This is a genomic window from Paenibacillus sp. FSL R7-0652 (assembly GCF_038595045.1).
Taxonomy (GTDB): Bacteria; Bacillota; Bacilli; order Paenibacillales; family Paenibacillaceae; genus Paenibacillus.
Genome location: NZ_CP152001.1, coordinates 5187393 through 5205162 on the forward strand (window position 1 = coordinate 5187393; position 17770 = coordinate 5205162).

15 protein-coding genes and 1 other annotated feature are annotated in these 17770 nt (G+C 49.1%); all 15 genes read right to left on the reverse strand.

Going from position 1 to position 17770, the window contains the following annotated elements; genetic code table 11:
- Positions 1 to 143: 143 nt before the first annotated feature.
- The 15 genes from minD to hemL all read right to left on the reverse strand — a co-directional run bounded on the left by minD (position 144) and on the right by hemL (position 17736).
- Positions 144 to 938, reverse strand: a complete 795-nt coding sequence (gene minD / locus MKY97_RS22740) for a septum site-determining protein MinD (RefSeq protein ID WP_024633965.1) — start codon at positions 936 to 938, stop codon at positions 144 to 146.
- Positions 939 to 941: 3 nt separating this feature from the next.
- Positions 942 to 1604: a septum site-determining protein MinC gene (gene minC / locus MKY97_RS22745; RefSeq protein WP_342552518.1), complete on the reverse strand. Its 663-nt coding sequence runs from the start codon at positions 1602 to 1604 to the stop codon at positions 942 to 944.
- Between the two features lie 74 nt (positions 1605 to 1678).
- Positions 1679 to 2212, reverse strand: coding sequence for a rod shape-determining protein MreD (mreD, locus tag MKY97_RS22750; RefSeq protein ID WP_342552519.1), 534 nt, complete (start codon positions 2210 to 2212; stop codon positions 1679 to 1681).
- On the reverse strand, positions 2212 to 3084 hold the full coding sequence (gene mreC, locus MKY97_RS22755) for a rod shape-determining protein MreC (protein WP_342552520.1): 873 nt from the start codon (positions 3082 to 3084) through the stop codon (positions 2212 to 2214). The genes mreD and mreC overlap by 1 nt, the downstream gene beginning before the upstream one ends.
- 176 nt (positions 3085 to 3260) lie before the next feature.
- Positions 3261 to 4295: a rod shape-determining protein gene (locus MKY97_RS22760; RefSeq protein ID WP_111268761.1), complete on the reverse strand. Its 1035-nt coding sequence runs from the start codon at positions 4293 to 4295 to the stop codon at positions 3261 to 3263.
- Between the two features lie 187 nt (positions 4296 to 4482).
- Positions 4483 to 5172, reverse strand: coding sequence for a DNA repair protein RadC (radC, locus tag MKY97_RS22765; RefSeq protein WP_342552521.1), 690 nt, complete (start codon positions 5170 to 5172; stop codon positions 4483 to 4485).
- A 31-nt stretch (positions 5173 to 5203) separates the two neighbouring features.
- Positions 5204 to 5818: a Maf family protein gene (locus MKY97_RS22770; RefSeq protein ID WP_342552522.1), complete on the reverse strand. Its 615-nt coding sequence runs from the start codon at positions 5816 to 5818 to the stop codon at positions 5204 to 5206.
- Between the two features lie 89 nt (positions 5819 to 5907).
- Positions 5908 to 6150, reverse strand: coding sequence for a DUF4321 domain-containing protein (locus tag MKY97_RS22775; protein ID WP_342552523.1), 243 nt, complete (start codon positions 6148 to 6150; stop codon positions 5908 to 5910).
- Between the two features lie 149 nt (positions 6151 to 6299).
- Positions 6300 to 7565 (reverse strand): SPOR domain-containing protein, encoded by a 1266-nt coding sequence (locus tag MKY97_RS22780; protein ID WP_342552524.1) that lies wholly within the window; start codon positions 7563 to 7565, stop codon positions 6300 to 6302.
- Between the two features lie 171 nt (positions 7566 to 7736).
- Positions 7737 to 9056: a UDP-N-acetylmuramate--L-alanine ligase gene (gene murC / locus MKY97_RS22785; RefSeq protein WP_342556428.1), complete on the reverse strand. Its 1320-nt coding sequence runs from the start codon at positions 9054 to 9056 to the stop codon at positions 7737 to 7739.
- A 56-nt stretch (positions 9057 to 9112) separates the two neighbouring features.
- The gene (locus MKY97_RS22790; protein WP_342556429.1) at positions 9113 to 10489 is read right to left on the reverse strand and encodes a folylpolyglutamate synthase/dihydrofolate synthase family protein; all 1377 of its coding nucleotides are present in this window, start codon (positions 10487 to 10489) and stop codon (positions 9113 to 9115) included.
- An 87-nt stretch (positions 10490 to 10576) separates the two neighbouring features.
- The gene (locus tag MKY97_RS22795) at positions 10577 to 13240 is read right to left on the reverse strand and encodes a valine--tRNA ligase (RefSeq protein ID WP_342552525.1); all 2664 of its coding nucleotides are present in this window, start codon (positions 13238 to 13240) and stop codon (positions 10577 to 10579) included.
- A gap of 65 nt (positions 13241 to 13305) precedes the next feature.
- Positions 13306 to 13584, reverse strand: a binding site (T-box leader).
- 159 nt (positions 13585 to 13743) lie between these two features.
- Complete coding sequence (locus MKY97_RS22800) at positions 13744 to 15321, reverse strand: LysM peptidoglycan-binding domain-containing protein (protein WP_342552526.1); 1578 nt, start codon at positions 15319 to 15321, stop codon at positions 13744 to 13746.
- Between the two features lie 208 nt (positions 15322 to 15529).
- On the reverse strand, positions 15530 to 16435 hold the full coding sequence (locus MKY97_RS22805) for an RluA family pseudouridine synthase (protein WP_342552527.1): 906 nt from the start codon (positions 16433 to 16435) through the stop codon (positions 15530 to 15532).
- Positions 16432 to 17736, reverse strand: coding sequence for a glutamate-1-semialdehyde 2,1-aminomutase (gene hemL / locus MKY97_RS22810; protein WP_342552528.1), 1305 nt, complete (start codon positions 17734 to 17736; stop codon positions 16432 to 16434). The genes MKY97_RS22805 and hemL overlap by 4 nt, the downstream gene beginning before the upstream one ends.
- Positions 17737 to 17770: the final 34 nt, after the last annotated feature.

Sequence of the window (17770 nt, forward strand, 5' to 3'; positions counted from 1 at the left end):
TGAAATCAATTGATAAAAGGGGCTAATGAGCGAGTAAACGAAAGAACAAGAACATACAAAAAAGCCGGGTACACCGTCCCGGCTCTGATACATTCAATCTTATTCAGCGATGTTCAATGTTCGTTTATGCTGAACAGCATACCTTACCCCATTCCGAAAAATTTCTTGAAACGGGAAAACGCGCCCTTTTTCTGCTCCAGCTGCATTAATGGCACGGTGTCTCCCAAAATTCTTCTTGCAATATTGCGATAGGCAATGGCGGCAAGTGAATCCGGGTTCATCACTGTGGGTTCACCTGAATTGGCGGCTTTGATGACAAGTTCATCATCCGGCACAATTCCAATCAGGTCGATGTTAAGTACTTGTAAAATACCATCGATATCGAGCATGTCACCTGACTTCACCATATTGTTGCGAATCCGGTTCACCACCAGCTTTGGTGACTGGATATGTGAACTCTCCAGCAATCCGATGACACGATCCGCATCACGAACCGCTGCATTTTCCGGTGTAGTGACCACGATGGCTTGATCTGCTCCTGCTACCGCATTTTTGAATCCCTGCTCAATCCCTGCCGGGCAGTCAATAATAACGTATTCAAAATCTTTTTTAAGTTCCAGGATGATATCCTTTACCTGTTCTGGCGATACAGAGTTTTTGTCTCTCGTCTGCGCTGCAGGCAGCATGTATAATTCTTCGAACCGCTTGTCTTTCACCAAAGCCTGATTCAGACGGCAGCGGCCATCCGCAACGTCGCACAGATCGTAAATAATGCGATTCTCGAGTCCCATCACAACATCCAGATTACGAAGGCCGATATCGGTATCGACCAGACAAACCTTTTTGCCGAGCAGCGCCAGCGCTGTCCCGATGTTTGCCGAGGTGGTCGTCTTACCTACGCCGCCTTTACCCGAAGTGATCACGATCGCCTCTCCCATGAGCTACACTCCTTTAAACACATTAAAATCTCGGCGCAACCGAACGATATTGCTCATCTTGTCGATCTGCATCTGATTGTCCTGCAAATAAGCAAATTCCATTCCGGTTTCACGGCTCTCCCATTCATCCGGAGGACGGCTGATCACATCTGCAATACGCAGCTGTGTCGGTGCGAACACCGATGCGGCAATAATCGCCTCTTCGTCCCCGCTGATTCCGGCATGAGCCATGCCTCTGAGTGAACCCAATACATATATATCTCCAGTACACGTCACCGTGCCGCCTGGATTGATATCTCCAAGAAAGAGGAGGTTTCCCTCATGATGAAGCACCTGTCCTGAGCGTACCATGCCGCACATCGTCACAATCGGCGGGGGACCTTTGACCTGCTCGACAAGTGCAGGCGAGTCAATGGACCGGATCAGCAGATTTCCTTTTTGCTTCAATATATCCAGAATCTCATCTTTCTGGTCTTCTGTAACTTCCCGCGCTCCCAGCTTGATATCCACATGAACAATCGGTCCGGTCAAAATATTTTGATGGCTGTGTTCCAGCTTATAGCGGAGCTCATAGAGCAATTCCTCGAATTCACATTGATCGTCCAACAGGAAAACCAGGCCGTCTCGGATGCCTTTAATCGTTACGTGATTCGATTTTACCGTCATAAGCCTGTCCCTCCCATCTCATTACATTTCGTGCCCCGGTCCCCAAGTTCCTGCTTTATATTCCACAAATGTCATCAGGAAGCTTCGTCTGCCTTGCTTCTCGGCTGCCCGATCTTCTCCAGTTGTTTGCGCAGCGGAACATAAATAATCAAGGCAAACACAAAGTGAACAAACAGATTAGGGATCATGTATTCAATCAACGCCCAGTCGTAGGTCACATGATTAAGCTGGAAGAGTTTGTATAAGAAAAATAACATCGTATCATTCAGCAGACTTCCGAGCAGGACAACCGAAACCATAATAGGCAGCGGTGCACGAGGTGCTTGAAATATCAATCCCATCATATAAGCGGACAGTCCCATCGAGAATCCATAAGGGCCAATCATCTCCCCGTAGAAGACGACGTCATGCAGAAGACCAAACAATATGCCCAAGACCAAGGCCGTATGCCGGTGATGATAAACAGCAAAAAACAGAATAACGATATAGACCAGGTTAGCTGAAATACGCATCTGCCAAGCCGAAGGAATGATCTGCGGCAGAATCGTATCTTCGGCGATGAACAGCACGAACAGTAACAGAAACAGGACCTGTTTGCGTGTTACCATCACTCTTTAACCTCAGGCGGAATGATCACAATCAGCTCTTTCCAGTCGAGGAAGCTTGCATATGGCTCAATTGTAGCAGTCTTCGTCAAACCATACTCGCTTTTCTCAATACTCTTCACTTCACCGATGCGCATATACTTCGGAAAATTGTTAATGATGCCGGATGAGATGATCTCATCACCCTTTGCAATATTGGAATCTTCCGAAATCTTCGTCATCTTCAGCATACCGCTCTTCGGATCATAACTTTCGATCATGCCAAACACTTTCTCTTTACCTAAAGCCGTAGCCGCAATCGCATTCGACGTTGGATCATTGGCATTCATGGAAGTTAGCAGGTTCACCGTTGACGTATACGCGCTGACATGACTGACTACCCCAACCAGTCCTTTCTGTGAAGTAACCGCCATGCCCGGTTTAATGCCTGCATTTTCCCCGATATCAATGTTAATCGTTCTGCTGTTCGGATCGGAATTGGCACTGATGACCTGAGCTATTCGCGAGCCGTAGTTATACCGATTCTCCTGCTCTTTCGTAAAGTTAAGGGCCTTCCGAAGCCCCAGATTTTCTTGCTCCATTTCATTGAACTTCAACCGGTCCCTAGTGTAGTGTCCCATTGCAATACGCAGCTCTTCATTTTCCTGATATACCGCACGCATGTTCGCCACATCTTTGAAAAAGCCCGCTACATAAGAGGCGGGCTTGTAAAATACGTATTGTACAAATCCAACTGAATCCTTAAGGAATTTCTCCGGCCAGGATAAAGTGGCTCGCGGACTAAGCGTAAAGCCCATCAGCGCGATAAATGTAACAAGGCCCACCAGCAAAACAAAAAGTCTTTTGTTACCCAGCAGTTTAAACAGTTCCAACACCCTCTAACATCCATTATTCTCTTCCGAGCCCAGCCCGGCGGGGAGACATCAAACCTGAAGTCCCTGCGAGAATATCAGTCAATCCTCCCCTGTTAAGCGGGTTACAGCTCTCCCGGAATATCCGGGCACTTCTTTTAATGTGCCGCCTGATCAGGATCAGACAAGCAAGCTGCCAATTAACGCTTGGAACGAACTGCTGAACTGCTTCTGCTTTTGAACATATGAATATTCTCCAGTGCTTTACCTGTTCCGATGGCCACACAATCCAGTGGGTTCTCTGCTACAATAACAGGCATTCCTGTCTCACCAGCGAGCAGTTTGTCCAGATTGCGAAGCAGAGCCCCGCCGCCTGTCAGAACAATTCCGCGGTCCATAATGTCCGCAGCAAGCTCGGGAGGACATTTCTCAAGTGTTACTTTAACGGCTTCGATGATGGCATTTACGGTATCTGCCAGAGCTTCGCTGATTTCGTCCGAAGTAATGGTAATTGTCTTCGGCAGGCCTGTCACCAGGTCGCGACCACGAATCTCCATCGTTTCTACTTGCTCCAGCGGCATAGCTGATCCGATATCCATTTTGAGCTGCTCGGACGTACGCTCACCGATCATGAGATTATACTGGCGTTTGATGTATTGAATGACGGACTCATCCATCTCGTCACCCGCAACACGCACCGAACGGCTTGTTACAATACCGCCAAGCGAGATGACAGCTACTTCTGTTGTCCCCCCACCAATATCAACAACCATACTGCCTGTCGGCTCCCAAACCGGCAGGTCTGCACCAATGGCAGCTGCAAACGGCTCTTCAATCGTGTAAGCCTCGCGTGCGCCCGCTTGTTTGGTTGCATCTTCCACAGCCCGCTGCTCTACTGCCGTGATTCCGGACGGTACACATACCATTACGTTCGGATGACGCTGGAACATGGAACGCTGTTTCTGAGCCTGACGAATAAAATATTTAATCATCGTTGCTGTTGTATCAAAGTCAGCGATTACGCCGTCCTTCATTGGACGAATGGCACGAATATTGCCAGGCGTACGTCCGATCATTTTTTTAGCAGACTCACCTACTGCCTCAATGCTTTTTGTATCCGTACGCAGAGCGACTACCGAAGGTTCGCGCACCACAATTCCTTTACCTCGTACATAAACCAGCGTATTCGCTGTCCCCAAATCAATACCCAGATCTTTCGTAAAACCACCAAACATGACGTATTCTCCTTTTCTGCCTCATATTGCCGCTCCTCTTTCATGACAAGAGCGTAATTTTCATTTCCACGAAACCGTGGAGCTAATATTCGCATTTTGTATTTTCGATCTTAAAAATAAAGTGAACCTATCTTTAACGGTCACATCCGTTATCATTCATAGGAAAACATCAACGCCAACCATTATATTATACCAAGCCCTTCTCCTTCAAACTTACGTATGTTCCATCACCAATAACAAGATGATCCAGAACGTCAATGCCCACGATAGCGCCGGCTTCGATCAGTCTTTTCGTTATCTGAATATCTTCCGGGCTGGGCATTGGATCACCACTGGGATGGTTGTGTGCACACACAATCGAGGCACTGCTGCATTTGATGGCGGCACGAAATACTTCACGCGGATGTACAATCGAAGCATTAAGGCTGCCCATGGAGAGTGTTTCCTGAGCTATGATATGATTTTTGCTGTTCAAAAAGAGACACACAAAATGCTCTTTCTGCAAATAACGAAGCTGCTCCATCAAAACATCCGCAGCATCACGCGGTGTACGAATTGTGGTCGAAGGGGCAAGTCGGCTCTTCGCGATTCGATGGCCTAGCTCAATACCGGCTTTAAGCTGAACCGCTTTGGCTTGTCCAATGCCTTTCATTGCCGTCAATTCTTCAAGGCTCAGATCCATTAGCGAGCGGACGCCGCCTGCTTCATTAAGAATCCGCTGTGCCATATGCACAGCAGATTCCTGTCTTGTTCCTGTTCGAAGTAAGATAGCCAGCAATTCGGCATGACTCAAGGCGCCCGCCCCATATTCCATCATGCGTTCTCTCGGGCGTTCTTCCTGGGGGATGTCGCGCATCATATATTGAGGCGACTCCATATATTCCCTCTTTTCACAGCATTCATTTTGATTATGTTCGCGGCAGGACGTATACGCCAAATCCCTCCAGCATATCACTGAGTAAAGATAAAGGCAGACCCACGACGTTAAAGTAACATCCTTCAATGCGGTCGATCAGTGAAGCGCCAATACCTTGAATAGCGTACGATCCTGCTTTGTCCGAAGGTTCTCCCGTCTTCACGTAAGCACGAATGGTGTCTTCAGACAGCTCCTTCATCGTAACATTCGTCTGGCGGTAATGAACCACGGAATGTCCGTTGGCTGCATCAATACATGCAATGCCAGTGAACACGCGATGCTCCCGTCCCTGCAGCCGTGACAGCATTCGTGCAGCATCCGCCTCATCCACGGGCTTACCCAGAATCTCCTGATCCAGCACAACAACCGTATCACTGCCAACGATAATCGCATCCTGCCCGCGGCCCTCAAGTCCGCGATACACAGCAAGTGCCTTGCGCAGTGCCAGTTCCTGGACTGTCTGTTCGGGGGTCCAGTCAGATGGTGTATCTTCGTCTGCATAACTTGGTATAACTTCAAACGCTAAATGGAGTGAAGCGATCAGTTCCCTGCGCCGCGGCGATGTGGAGGCCAGAATAATCGGGCGCTGCTCTGTGTTATTCAACATGAATGGCTCCTTATACTACGGCAACACCTGTCCGAATCACAACAATAGATGTCACTAGTTTATTTTTTGGGTCAACATTCGTCATTCTCCTACAGTCTGCGATACAGCCATACAGCCGCAATGATACCCATCAGACTCAGGAGGCTTATTTGAAATTGAAATGAAAGGTCATAACTGATAATATCCAGATCAGCCTGGGGTGACCAGCGAATCGTCGTGACCTTGGTTAGAAAGGCTACGGCCTTTACAGGCTGTAGTGCCTTGGCGATCCACGCTCCAGCCATCCAGCCGAGCAGCAGAAATAATAATAACATGCCGAAGTTTTTTTTCATCGGTTAATCTTCCCTCGCCATTTTTTGACACCCACATTATTATACGGGGTTTTGTACGTCAATACAAACACAAATCCGGCATGGGGAACTATTTCCAGTTCCTTGCCGGACAGGGATTTTAAGACGTTGTTATGGGAACGAGATCACGCTCACTGCTTTATGGACTCCAGCCATTTTTTCTGTTGGAGCACATACTCCATTAAATCAGACTGAACGGCCCACATGTGAACAGCATCTGGATTTTTGTTATATTCGGCAATGGCTGTTACAGCGCTGTTCATCGATTTCTCCATACTGGCCACAATCGGCTGCACATCCGCAGCCATTCCAGGCGCGAGATTCTTTATCCCCGTCAGCCACGTTTCGTGCTGTGTCTGCAGCGCCGCCATCCGCTCTGGTGCAACAGCTGCCTGAACCGACTGCCCCAGCTGCTGGATCGACAGTGTTGATAATTGATCGACAAGAGCAGAGCTGTTCTGGAAAAAAAGAGAAGCATCCTCCTGTTTGTTACCGAAAATCGCTGGATTCACTTCGGGATTAACGATCTCTTTTACATACAGTTCAACGCCTTGGGACTTCAGCCTTGTACTGAGGAGCTTGGCCTCTTCTCGATCAGCAGAGATACCGGCATAGACCCGATTGCCGTCTTCAGGATCAGAACCCGCAGCTATGCCTGCCTGGGTGAGTTCAAGTTTGGCCTGTTCCGCCCTTTCCGGGGAACTGAACACCCCGTATTGAAGGGCATAATAGGTGCCTCCTGCAGAAGAAGTTTCCAGCTGCACCGCCGTTCCGCCTGCTCCCCCTTGATCTGTTCCAGCGGAAACGGTCTGATTCACAGGAAGCATCTCTTCCGGTTTCGCCGTGCCATCCTTGTTAAAGAAAGATAGAATTACCATGCCGAACAACGCTCCGGTCACCAATGCGCCTGAGACTGACCCGATCATCTTCCATCCCCTTGGGGGGCGGTTTCGTTTATAAGAATAGTTCTCGGATTCAACCATCCAATTGTGGCCCTGATCCAAGTCTTGACTTCTTGGAGACTCATATAGGTCATACTGGACATTTCGCTCTGAGGTGATATCACTGTAGGTTGAATGAGAGTCTGAATCAGAAAGAGAATTCGTATCAGAATCAGCGCTTCTGTAGTCCATTGAGTCCGTATGCTTCAAACGCTCCGTTTCCGTTCGGGAAGCGTCTGCCAGAATTGTTCCTCCCCAGTCCACAGGCATGTCCTCTGCTGTCCAAGATGGTGCTGCCATGCTGTTATTTTCCGGTTCAGGCTTTGGCAGTGTCTGTAAAGTGTAAGGTATGTCATCGTTCGTTGTAACAAGCGGACTGGATGACGGCATCTCCTTATTCTCAAGCTTGTCCGACTCGCGATCCCCGAAGCGAAACGTCATTCTGGCATTACTCACCCGTACCCTCTCCTTTGTCCCATTTATATCAGCTATATGCTGGAAAAGAGGAGATTATTCCAATCATCGGTGAAAAGATATTTTCTTGTGTACAAACGATGCTCCGTGTGCTGCATACCAAAAACGCCTGCTTCACGAAGAAGACAGACGTTTCGGATTAAAATTAAATATTTATTTTAAACCCTTGGCGAGCGCGTCGCCCACCTTCCAGATATCTCCTGCACCCATTGTAAGCACAAGATCTCCTGGCTGCAGCCGCGGCTGCAGGTCAGCAACAACTTCCTCCTTCGTCGGAAGATATCTTGCCGAAGCATTACTGTTCTGCACAATTAGTTCAACCAGTCTGGCGGAGTGCACACCTTCAATCTGCTTCTCGCCAGCCGGGGAATAGATATCGGTAATCAGCACCTCATCCGCCTCGGCAAATGCCCGGCTGAATGCATCCAGCAGGAAAAATGTACGTGTATACCGCTGCGGCTGGAATACGGCAATAATTCGCTTGCCTGTCGCTTTCGCCGCACTGATCGTAGCTTCTATTTCCGTAGGATGGTGTGCATAGTCGTCAATAATCAGCATGTCGCGTGCTTCGCCGAGCACTTGGAATCTGCGCTTGGCTCCATGGAACTGCACGATGGCCGCTGTGATTTTCTCAAATGGAATGCCCGCCTCAAGACAGGTAATAACTGTAGCCATCGCGTTACATACATTGTGCTTGCCTGGTACCGACAGTTCAACAGTCCCCATGGCAGCACCCTGATGATTCATCGTGAAGGAAATACGGCGATCCCCAAGTACGATATCAGCAGCTGTATAATCAGCAGCCCGGTCGATACCATAAGTTGTAATACGAGACTTGAGGTGCGGCAGAATAGCCTGCACATTTTCGTCATCAGCACATACAATAGCTGTGCCTTCTGGACGGATCTGACTGAGGAATTGTACATATGCTTTCTTCAGTTCCTCAAAATCGCTGTTGTAATTTTCCAGATGGTCAGCTTCAATGTTTGTGACTATGCCGAGCCATGGATGGTATTGCAAAAAGGAACCGTCGCTCTCATCCGCTTCTGCTACCACCCACTCGCCTTGACCTGCTTTGGCATTTGTACCGAGATTCATGATCTCTCCACCAATAATATAGGTCGGATCTGTGTCACACTGCTCCATCACGAGTGCAATCATGGAAGAAGTCGTTGTTTTGCCATGCGCTCCTGCAACGGCGACGCCTTTACGCTCATTCAACAAACGCGCCAGCATCTGCGCGCGATGAAGAATGGGTATGTTAAGCTGCTCAGCAGCAACACGTTCCACGTTATCCGCAGGCGCTGCAGTAGAGTAGACCACCAGATCTGCCCCATTCACATGCTCTGCGGTATGTCCAATATATATTTTCGCCCCTTTGGCTGCCAGCTTCTCTGTCAACTCTTGTGAAGCGACATCCGATCCGGTAACGGTGTATCCCATCTCCAGCATAACCCGGGCGATGGCACTCATGCCATAACCGCCAATCCCTATAAAATGAACGTGTTCCGATGTGTTTAACAAAACTTTCACCAACCTTTTTCAGAATCGGTTTGATGCAAAAGGGCTGCCCGCACGTCCGCAATGAGATAAAGCGTGCCGGAAACCACCCCCAGATCCTCCGCTTCCGTCCGTGACTTCAATAAATCAAGTGCCTTTGCCCAATCAGGCTCGACGATGATATCCAGTTCCTGCTTCGCAATGGCGGGACGTACCCGTTCAACAATCTGCAGCAATTCGGCTGCAGCCATTTTGCGCCGGAAATCTGGCTCGGTCAGGATCAGCGTATCCACTAGTGGCAGTATATGCTGCAAATACGCTTCGTGATGCTTATTCGCCAGCATACCCATCATCAAAATTAACTTTTTTTGGGGATAACCGTCGATAATGCTCTTGGCCAGCGATTCCGCCCCTTCGGGATTATGAGCACCATCAAGTACAATCAAAGGACTGTCACTGACTTTCTCAAATCTCCCTGCCCAGAAGGCATTTTCGAAGCCAAGTTTAATATCGTCTTCATCCAGCATAAAGGCCATATACTGCCTCAGTATTTCGAGAGTCATTAATGCGGCCGCTGCATTATCACACTGATACACACCCTGCATGCGAATATGAACATGCAGATCACGGAATGGACCGGTAAACTGCAAGCTTTGTCCTTCCTTGCTGCTGTCTATCCTGCGATAGGAAAATTGATCGCCTGCCAAATACACCGTTGACCGCAGCTCCTTCGCTCTCTCCTGAATAACTTTTACAGCTTCAGGCTGAACGGCACAAGTGACAACGGGTACACCCGGTTTGATAATGCCTGCCTTTTCCGCGGCAATCTGTTCAATGGTATCTCCGAGCACATCCGTATGATCCATACCGATATTGGTAATGACGGACACGACGGGAGTAACAATATTCGTTACGTCCATCCTTCCCCCCAGCCCGGTCTCCCATACTACAACATCCGGGTAACACTCTTCTGCATAATACAGCAGGGCCAGAGCTGTGGATACTTCAAACATCGTTGGTGAACCCAGCGGTGTAGACGCCATCTCCATCACGAGTGGAAGCAGCCGATTCGACAGTTTCAGCAGGGTTTCTTCCGGGATGTCTTTGCCGTTGTATTGAAAACGATTGGTGAACTTGGTGATGTAAGGCGATGTAAATGTCCCAACGTCATACCCTGATTGAAGCAGCACTGACGTCAAAAAAGCGCAAGTCGAACCTTTACCGTTCGTTCCCGCGACATGGATGAATTTGAGTCGTTGGTGCGGATTGCCAAGCTGCGACATCAGACCCTCAATTCGTTCAAGACCAGGTCTGATACCAAAAGGAATAAGGCCATTGATCCAGTCCACGGCCTCGTCATACGTTTGTAAAGGAGCAGCTGTATGTGTCCCGTTTAATTCCGTCATCTTATTCACCTTCGGTCCCCTGTTTGATAGAAAGTTGAAAAAAGCAGCCGGATGGCGCGGTAAGCACTCCATCCGACTCTTTTGGTATTAACCTTTCAGTTCCTTGATCCGAGCAATGACTTTATCCCGTTTATCGGAATAGTCTGCTTGTTTGGCACGTTCTTCTTCGATAACCTTAGCCGGAGCCTTGGCTACGAAACCTTCATTCGCCAGTTTCTTTTCTACGCGGAGTACTTCACCTTCAAGGTTCTGCAGTTCTTTCTCCAGACGAGCGACTTCCTGTTCGATATCGATCAGGCCAGCCAGCGGCAGGTACAGTTCAGCTCCTGTAATAATGGCCGTCATGGCTTTGTCTGGTGAACTCAAATTCAGTCCGCTCTCAAACTCGGATGTGTTGCAGAAACGCTTGATATAATGACTGTTGCGCTCGATAATGCTGGATGTTTCGTCATTGTTCGCCTTCACCATTAACTCGATCTTTTTGCTCATAGGCACATTCACTTCGGCACGAATGTTACGAACAGCACGAATGGTATCCATCAGCAGATTCATCTCGGCAACAGCTTCCGGATTCTCCAGCGCAGGATCATATTCCGGCCAGGAAGCGAGTGTGATCGTCTCCCCTTCATGCGGAAGGTGCTGCCAGATCTCTTCAGAGATGTAAGGCATGAACGGATGGATCAGGCGCATGGTCTGATCCAGCACGTAAGCCAGCACCGACTGTGTTTTCTTCTTCGCAATCGGGTCGTCTCCGTAGAATGACAGCTTGGCGAATTCGATGTACCAGTCACACAGATCATCCCAGATAAAGTTGTATAACACGCGGCCTGTTTCCCCAAATTCATATGCATCGATTAGACGCGTAATATCACGGGAAGTTTCGTTCAGACGGTGCAAAATCCAATAATCCGCCGTTCCGAGCTCACCGCTGATATCTCGATCCTCGTAGGTGAAACCTTCCAGGTTCATCAATGCGAAGCGGGAAGCGTTCCAGATTTTATTGGCAAAGTTACGAGCCTGTTCAACCCGCTCCCAGCGGAAACGCAAATCCTGTCCCGGCGTACTGCTGGTCGAAATCATATAACGCATCGCATCTGCACCATATTTTTCGATAACATCCAGCGGGTCTACACCATTCCCCAAAGATTTGGACATTTTACGTCCGTCTGCATCACGTACAAGACCATGCATCAGTACATCCTTGAACGGGATTTCATCCGTGAATTCCAAGGCGGTGAAGATCATACGTGCCACCCAGAAATAGATGATGTCATAACCGGTAACGAGTACGTTGGTTGGATAATAACGCTTCAGGTCTTCCGAATCTTCGGGCCAGCCCAATGTTGAGAAAGGCCACAGCGCCGAGCTGAACCATGTATCCAGAACATCTTCATCCTGCTTCAGCTTCCGTCCGGCATATTCAGGCAGTGTCGTCGGGTCTTCAGCCGATACAATCACTTCGCCCGTCTCCTCATCGTACCAAGCAGGAATACGGTGTCCCCACCATAGTTGACGGGAAATACACCAGTCACGAACGTTTTCAATCCAGTTCAGGTATGTTTTCTCAAAACGATCCGGAACAAAGTTAACACCTTCACCGCTCTGCTGCCTTTTGATCGCTCTCTCCGCCAGCGGTTTCATCTCAACGAACCATTGTGTGGACAGATACGGCTCAACCACTGCTCCGGTACGCTCACTGTGACCCACTTGGTGCATATGATCTTCGATACTGATCAGCACACCCTGTTCTTTCAAATCTGCAACGATCTGTTTGCGGCAGTCGCTGCGATCCAGCCCTTGATATTTACCCGCCTCGGCATTCATTGTCCCGCTTTCGTCCATAACCGTGATTTGAGGCAGTTCATGGCGCAGACCTACTTCAAAGTCATTCGGGTCGTGTGCAGGTGTGATTTTTACCGCACCACTGCCGAACTCTTTGTCGACATAGTCATCAGCAATAACCGGTATCTCACGTCCAATAATAGGAAGTACGAGGGTTTTACCGATCATATCTGCATAACGCTCATCCTTCGGATGAACAGCAACAGCCGTATCACCCAGCATCGTTTCCGGACGAGTCGTTGCCACAGTAATATGGCCACTGCCATCTTGGAGTGGATAACGCAGGTGGTAGAGATGTCCCTGAACTTCTTTATATTCAACTTCAATATCAGACAGTGCCGTACGGTTTACCGGGTCCCAGTTAATAATGCGTTTACCGCGATAAATGAGACCTTTCTCATACAACTGTACAAATACTTTACGTACCGCTTTGGACAGACCTTCATCCAGTGTGAAACGTTCACGGGAATAGTCAAGAGACAGCCCCATTTTACCCCACTGCTGACGAATGGTTGTAGCGTATTGATCTTTCCAGTCCCATACTTTCTCCAGAAACTTCTCACGTCCCAGATCATAACGCGTCAATCCCTCTTCACGCAGCTTCTGCTCCACCTTCGTTTGCGTAGCAATCCCTGCATGGTCAGAGCCCGGCAGCCAAAGCGCATCATATCCCTGCATACGTTTCGTACGAATGAGGATATCCTGGAGTGTGAAGTCAAGTGCATGCCCGATATGAAGCATACCGGTCACGTTTGGAGGTGGAATTACAATCGTGTACGGCTCGGCATCCTTGCGTTTGCCCGCTTGGAAATACCCGCGCTCTGTCCAGGTGGAGTACCATTTGTCCTCTGCAGCCTTTGGATCATATGTGGTCGGCATTTCGGTTGTTGCTTTTTTTTGTTCAGACATGTGTCATTCCTCCGTTACTTCATCATCATCATCATCGCTAAAAAACAAAAAAAACCTTTCATCCATCAAAGGACGAAAGGTTAGCTTTCGCGGTACCACCTTTGTTTCACGCTGACATCGGGATAACTGTTCATCCTGGATCTGGCGTGACACTTCAAGCAGATAACGGCTGCGACCGGCCCATCCTACCTCCGAGGTTAATGGATATGCAGCATCCACCTACAGAACTCAAACAGGCAACTCCCGGGCGACTTCGATCAGTTGGTTCCTGCGGAATCTCACAGCGCATCGATCCCACTCTCTGAAAGGTCATACTGTCTACTACTCCCGATCCACGTCATTATTCAAAAAACCTAAACACATCATACCCTGCTCGTGCGCGATAGTCAACCTGGCAGCAGTGAAAGCTGACTATGAACACGTGGAATTCTAAAAAACAAGGAAAACCCGCAATCCCTTCAGAGGATTACGGGTGGTTAGACTGCCATATCCCAGTCAGCAATTTAGGGAATATACAGAATCTGTCCTTCTTCTACAACCTGCTCGGTCAATCGATTATACAACTGCAGTTCTCTGGTACTGAGCTGGTACCTGTCTGCAATGGCATCCAGTGTATCTTCGCGCTGCACAATGCACAGCTTTACTTTGCGGAACGGTGTCTGATCTACAATCGTTCCCAGGAACAGATTCTTCCATTCTACATCTTCTGCCTGACTCGTATCTTCTGGGACAGCTCCAGCAGGGGTCTCCTCACCGCGCTCTTCCTCAACTTCCCGAGCGGCACGGCCGGATGATAACAGCGAGGAGATGCCCACACCCTCTTCTTCTCTTGGTGACGACTCCTTCTTGCTGCCGAAAGCAACCTTCAGTTCCGGCTTGTCTTCCGCCTCAGCAATGGGTTCAGGAACAGATGCCTCATGCTGCAGCAGGGCGTTTTCCTCCGCCGGTTCCAGCACAGGCCGCTCTTCTTCTGGCTGAACCGCTTCAGATGAAGCAAATACGTCCTGCCAGTTCTCGGTCTGTGCATGAGCTGAGGTATTTGGAATCACCTGCTCCTCCTGCTGGGCACTTGACCGAGCTTCTTCAAAGTGCCATACCTTAGGAGCTGTATCTTCCAGCGGTCTTTGTTCTGCTTCTGAACGGGCCTGTTCAGAAGCAGAGGAACTCGAAGATATCAGGTTCTCGGGTACGCTAATTACGGTTGGCTCAGTCCATGCTGACGTTTCTTCTTCTATCGGAAGAAGCGGTTCAGACTCCGGATAGGAAGCGAGTCTGTCGGCCGTCTCCGCCATAAATGAAGAGATTGGAGAAGGCGCTTCATATGTTTCATTTGATGTCTGTGAGAGCAAACTTCCGTCGTCTGCCTCAGGCTGTCTGTGTACATCCCGTTCATCAGCTGCAGCAGTGTCCGGCGTTAACGGCTCGGCCGATGCCTGATTCCAATAAGCTTGCGAGAGCTCTTCATATCCCGCTTCTCCCTGGGTTCTCACAGACAAATCTGCTGATTCGGGAGAACCGTACGCAGCAAGTTCAGCCGCATTCGCAAGCTCGTTTTCTTCACCCTGCTGGAACTGATCATCTGGCTCATATCGCCCCGCTTGTTCCTGCAGTTCGAACTGCTCCGCCTGTTCCCGTTCATTCGTACGGCTGTCCTGCTCAGCTTCAGACGAGTGAACAACCGTAAATTCATCTGCAGACCACACCTGAGGTTCCTCTACAGGGAAGCCCTCAATGCCTCGCAATGAAAGTACACCTGTAATATTCAGACTCCGGCTGGATAACAGGTCAACATCAAAATTTTCAATTTCAATCGAAATATCATCAATGGATCTCACCCGGTTTAATGGTACAGTAATTTCGACAGGTATAAAATGCTTTAATTCCTCTGAATCTTCACTTTCCCCCCGGTACGTTCCTGTAAGCAGCAGATGCCCCCTCAGGGTGGCATGGTCGTCCTGTCCGATTACCTGGATGCGCGGATATAGTTCAATTTCTTCCAGTTCCTCAATGGCAGGCACTCCCTCAGACAAATGAACACGCTCATAAATATCGAACCGCAAACCATAAGGTTGATTCAACAAAGGTGGCGTCCTCCTTTCGGCATATGTTCACCATGATCCTTCTCATGGGACTGATCCATGGTTCAATCCTTCGTTACCCATCTATATGCCCGAAATGGGATGGGCATGCCACCTTTTATGAAAAGCATGCACGGGTTTCAGCAATTTTTGAGACTTCAAAGTAAGTGTAAACAAAAAAAGAACGGACCTGCTTGAACAGGTCCGTGCTCTAATTGTGACTCTCTCTTGCTGCTAATTGTTCAAAATCCGCCGGCCAAGGGTCATGTACTTCAATGGAAGCTCCGGTTAAAGGATGAGTAAATCGAAGGACTTCACCGTGCAGAGCCTGCCGGCCAATCTGATCTGAACGTCCTCCATACAGCTTGTCACCTACAAGCGGATGCCCGGCATAACTGAGGTGAACACGAATCTGATGTGTACGACCCGTTTCCAGTTTCAAACGCACCAGCGTAGCCCTGTCCCATACGTGTACGATCTCCACATGAGTAACCGCATCCTGTCCTCCTTCGGACACACGTCTGCGCTGCTTATGGTGCCTGTCCTTTCCAATCGGTGCATCAATTTTGCGGAGATCACCCGAAACTTGGCCGCCTGCGATGGCAGCATACTGACGATCAATCGCTTTATGACGCATCGCTTCGTCTAGTTTGGCGAGCGCAAACGTATTTTTGGCATATAAAACAGGACCCGTCGTATCCTCATCCAGACGATGAACATGCCGCACACTCGTCTGGATTCCGTTCATCTCGTAATAAGAAGCTACCACATGATCCAGTGTAACTGCCTGATCTTCACGGCTTCCATCCGGATGAAGCTTCATCCCGGCCGGTTTATGCACAACGAGACAGAAATCATCTTCGTACAATACATCCAGATCAGCCCAGCGAGGCTCCACATCTAGTGCCTGCACAGCAAAAAGGGCCAGCCGAAGCCGGTCCCCTGCTAGCTGTATGCCCTGAGATGCCTTGAGCTGGCGAAGCAGCTTCTCCGGGAATTGAAGCTCGGACAGAAGCCATTGTTCAGCGGCAGCCTGTCTGTCCTCGCTTCCAGTTACTGCTTTACCCGGCATCAGCTCAAGCCACTGCCCGCGGCGTTTCCAGCTTCTGATACTCATAACGATTGCAGAGCCTTGCGGTTTGCCTCAATGGTATCCTCAATATCCTGCTCCGTATGCACTCCGGATACAAACATCCCTTCATACTGGGAAGGTGCAACACTAACACCATGATCTATCATCGCTGCAAAATAACGGCGGAATTGATCCAGATTGCTATCTTTCGCAATATCGTAATTAGTTACCGGAACGGCACTGAAGAATGGACATACCATTGAACCAACACGGTTAATCGTTACAGCAACGCCTGCTTCTGCTGCATTTTTCTCGAATCCAGCCTGTAAACGTGCAGACAGCAGCTCCAGACGATCGTAAACTTCCGGTGTCAAAAGCTTCAGCGTAGTATAACCCGCAGCCATCGCCAGCGGATTACCACTTAGTGTACCAGCCTGATAGATTGGTCCTGTCGGTGCAATCTGTTCCATAAGATCCCGGCGGCCCCCATAAGCGCCTACCGGAAGCCCACCACCGATGACTTTACCCAGACATGTCAAATCCGGTGTAACCCCAAACCGGCCTTGTGCACAGTTAAGTCCTACACGGAAACCAGTCATCACCTCGTCAAAGATCAACAAGCTTCCATACTCCGCAGTCACACTGCGCAAGCCTTCCAAAAATCCGGAAGCCGGAGGTACAACGCCCATATTACCTGCAACCGGCTCTACGATCACTCCAGCAATCTCTTCTCCGAACCGCTCAAAAGCAAGACGTACGGACTCCAAATCGTTGTAAGGCACCGTGATTGTATTCACAGCTACCCCTTCTGGAACTCCGGGGCTATCTGGCAATCCCAATGTGGCTACACCCGAACCAGCTTTAATCAACAAGCTGTCTGCATGTCCATGATAGGAACCCTCAAACTTCAGTATTTTGCTGCGTCGGGTTACTCCACGCGCCAATCGAATTGCACTCATCGTTGCTTCTGTACCGGAATTAACCATACGCACAATATCAATAGAAGGCACACGCTCACAGACAAGCTTCGCCATTTCTGTTTCGAGCAGTGTTGGCGCACCAAAACTAGTGCCTTTCTGGGCGGTCTCCCGGAGTGCCTCCACAACATCTGGATGGGCATGCCCCATAATCAATGGTCCCCAAGAGCCTACATAATCAATGAACATATTGCCATCAATATCGTAGATTTTGGAGCCCTCTCCACGCTCGACATAGATTGGCGTAAGTCCCACCGATTTGAATGCCCGCACCGGACTGTTTACTCCTCCAGGTATGTACTGCTTGGCTTCCTCAAATGCGCTGCGTGAGCGCTCATCATTGCGGCGATTGCCTTGTTGTGCAGTCATGAACATCCTCCTTATTTTAACGGCCTTACTTGTA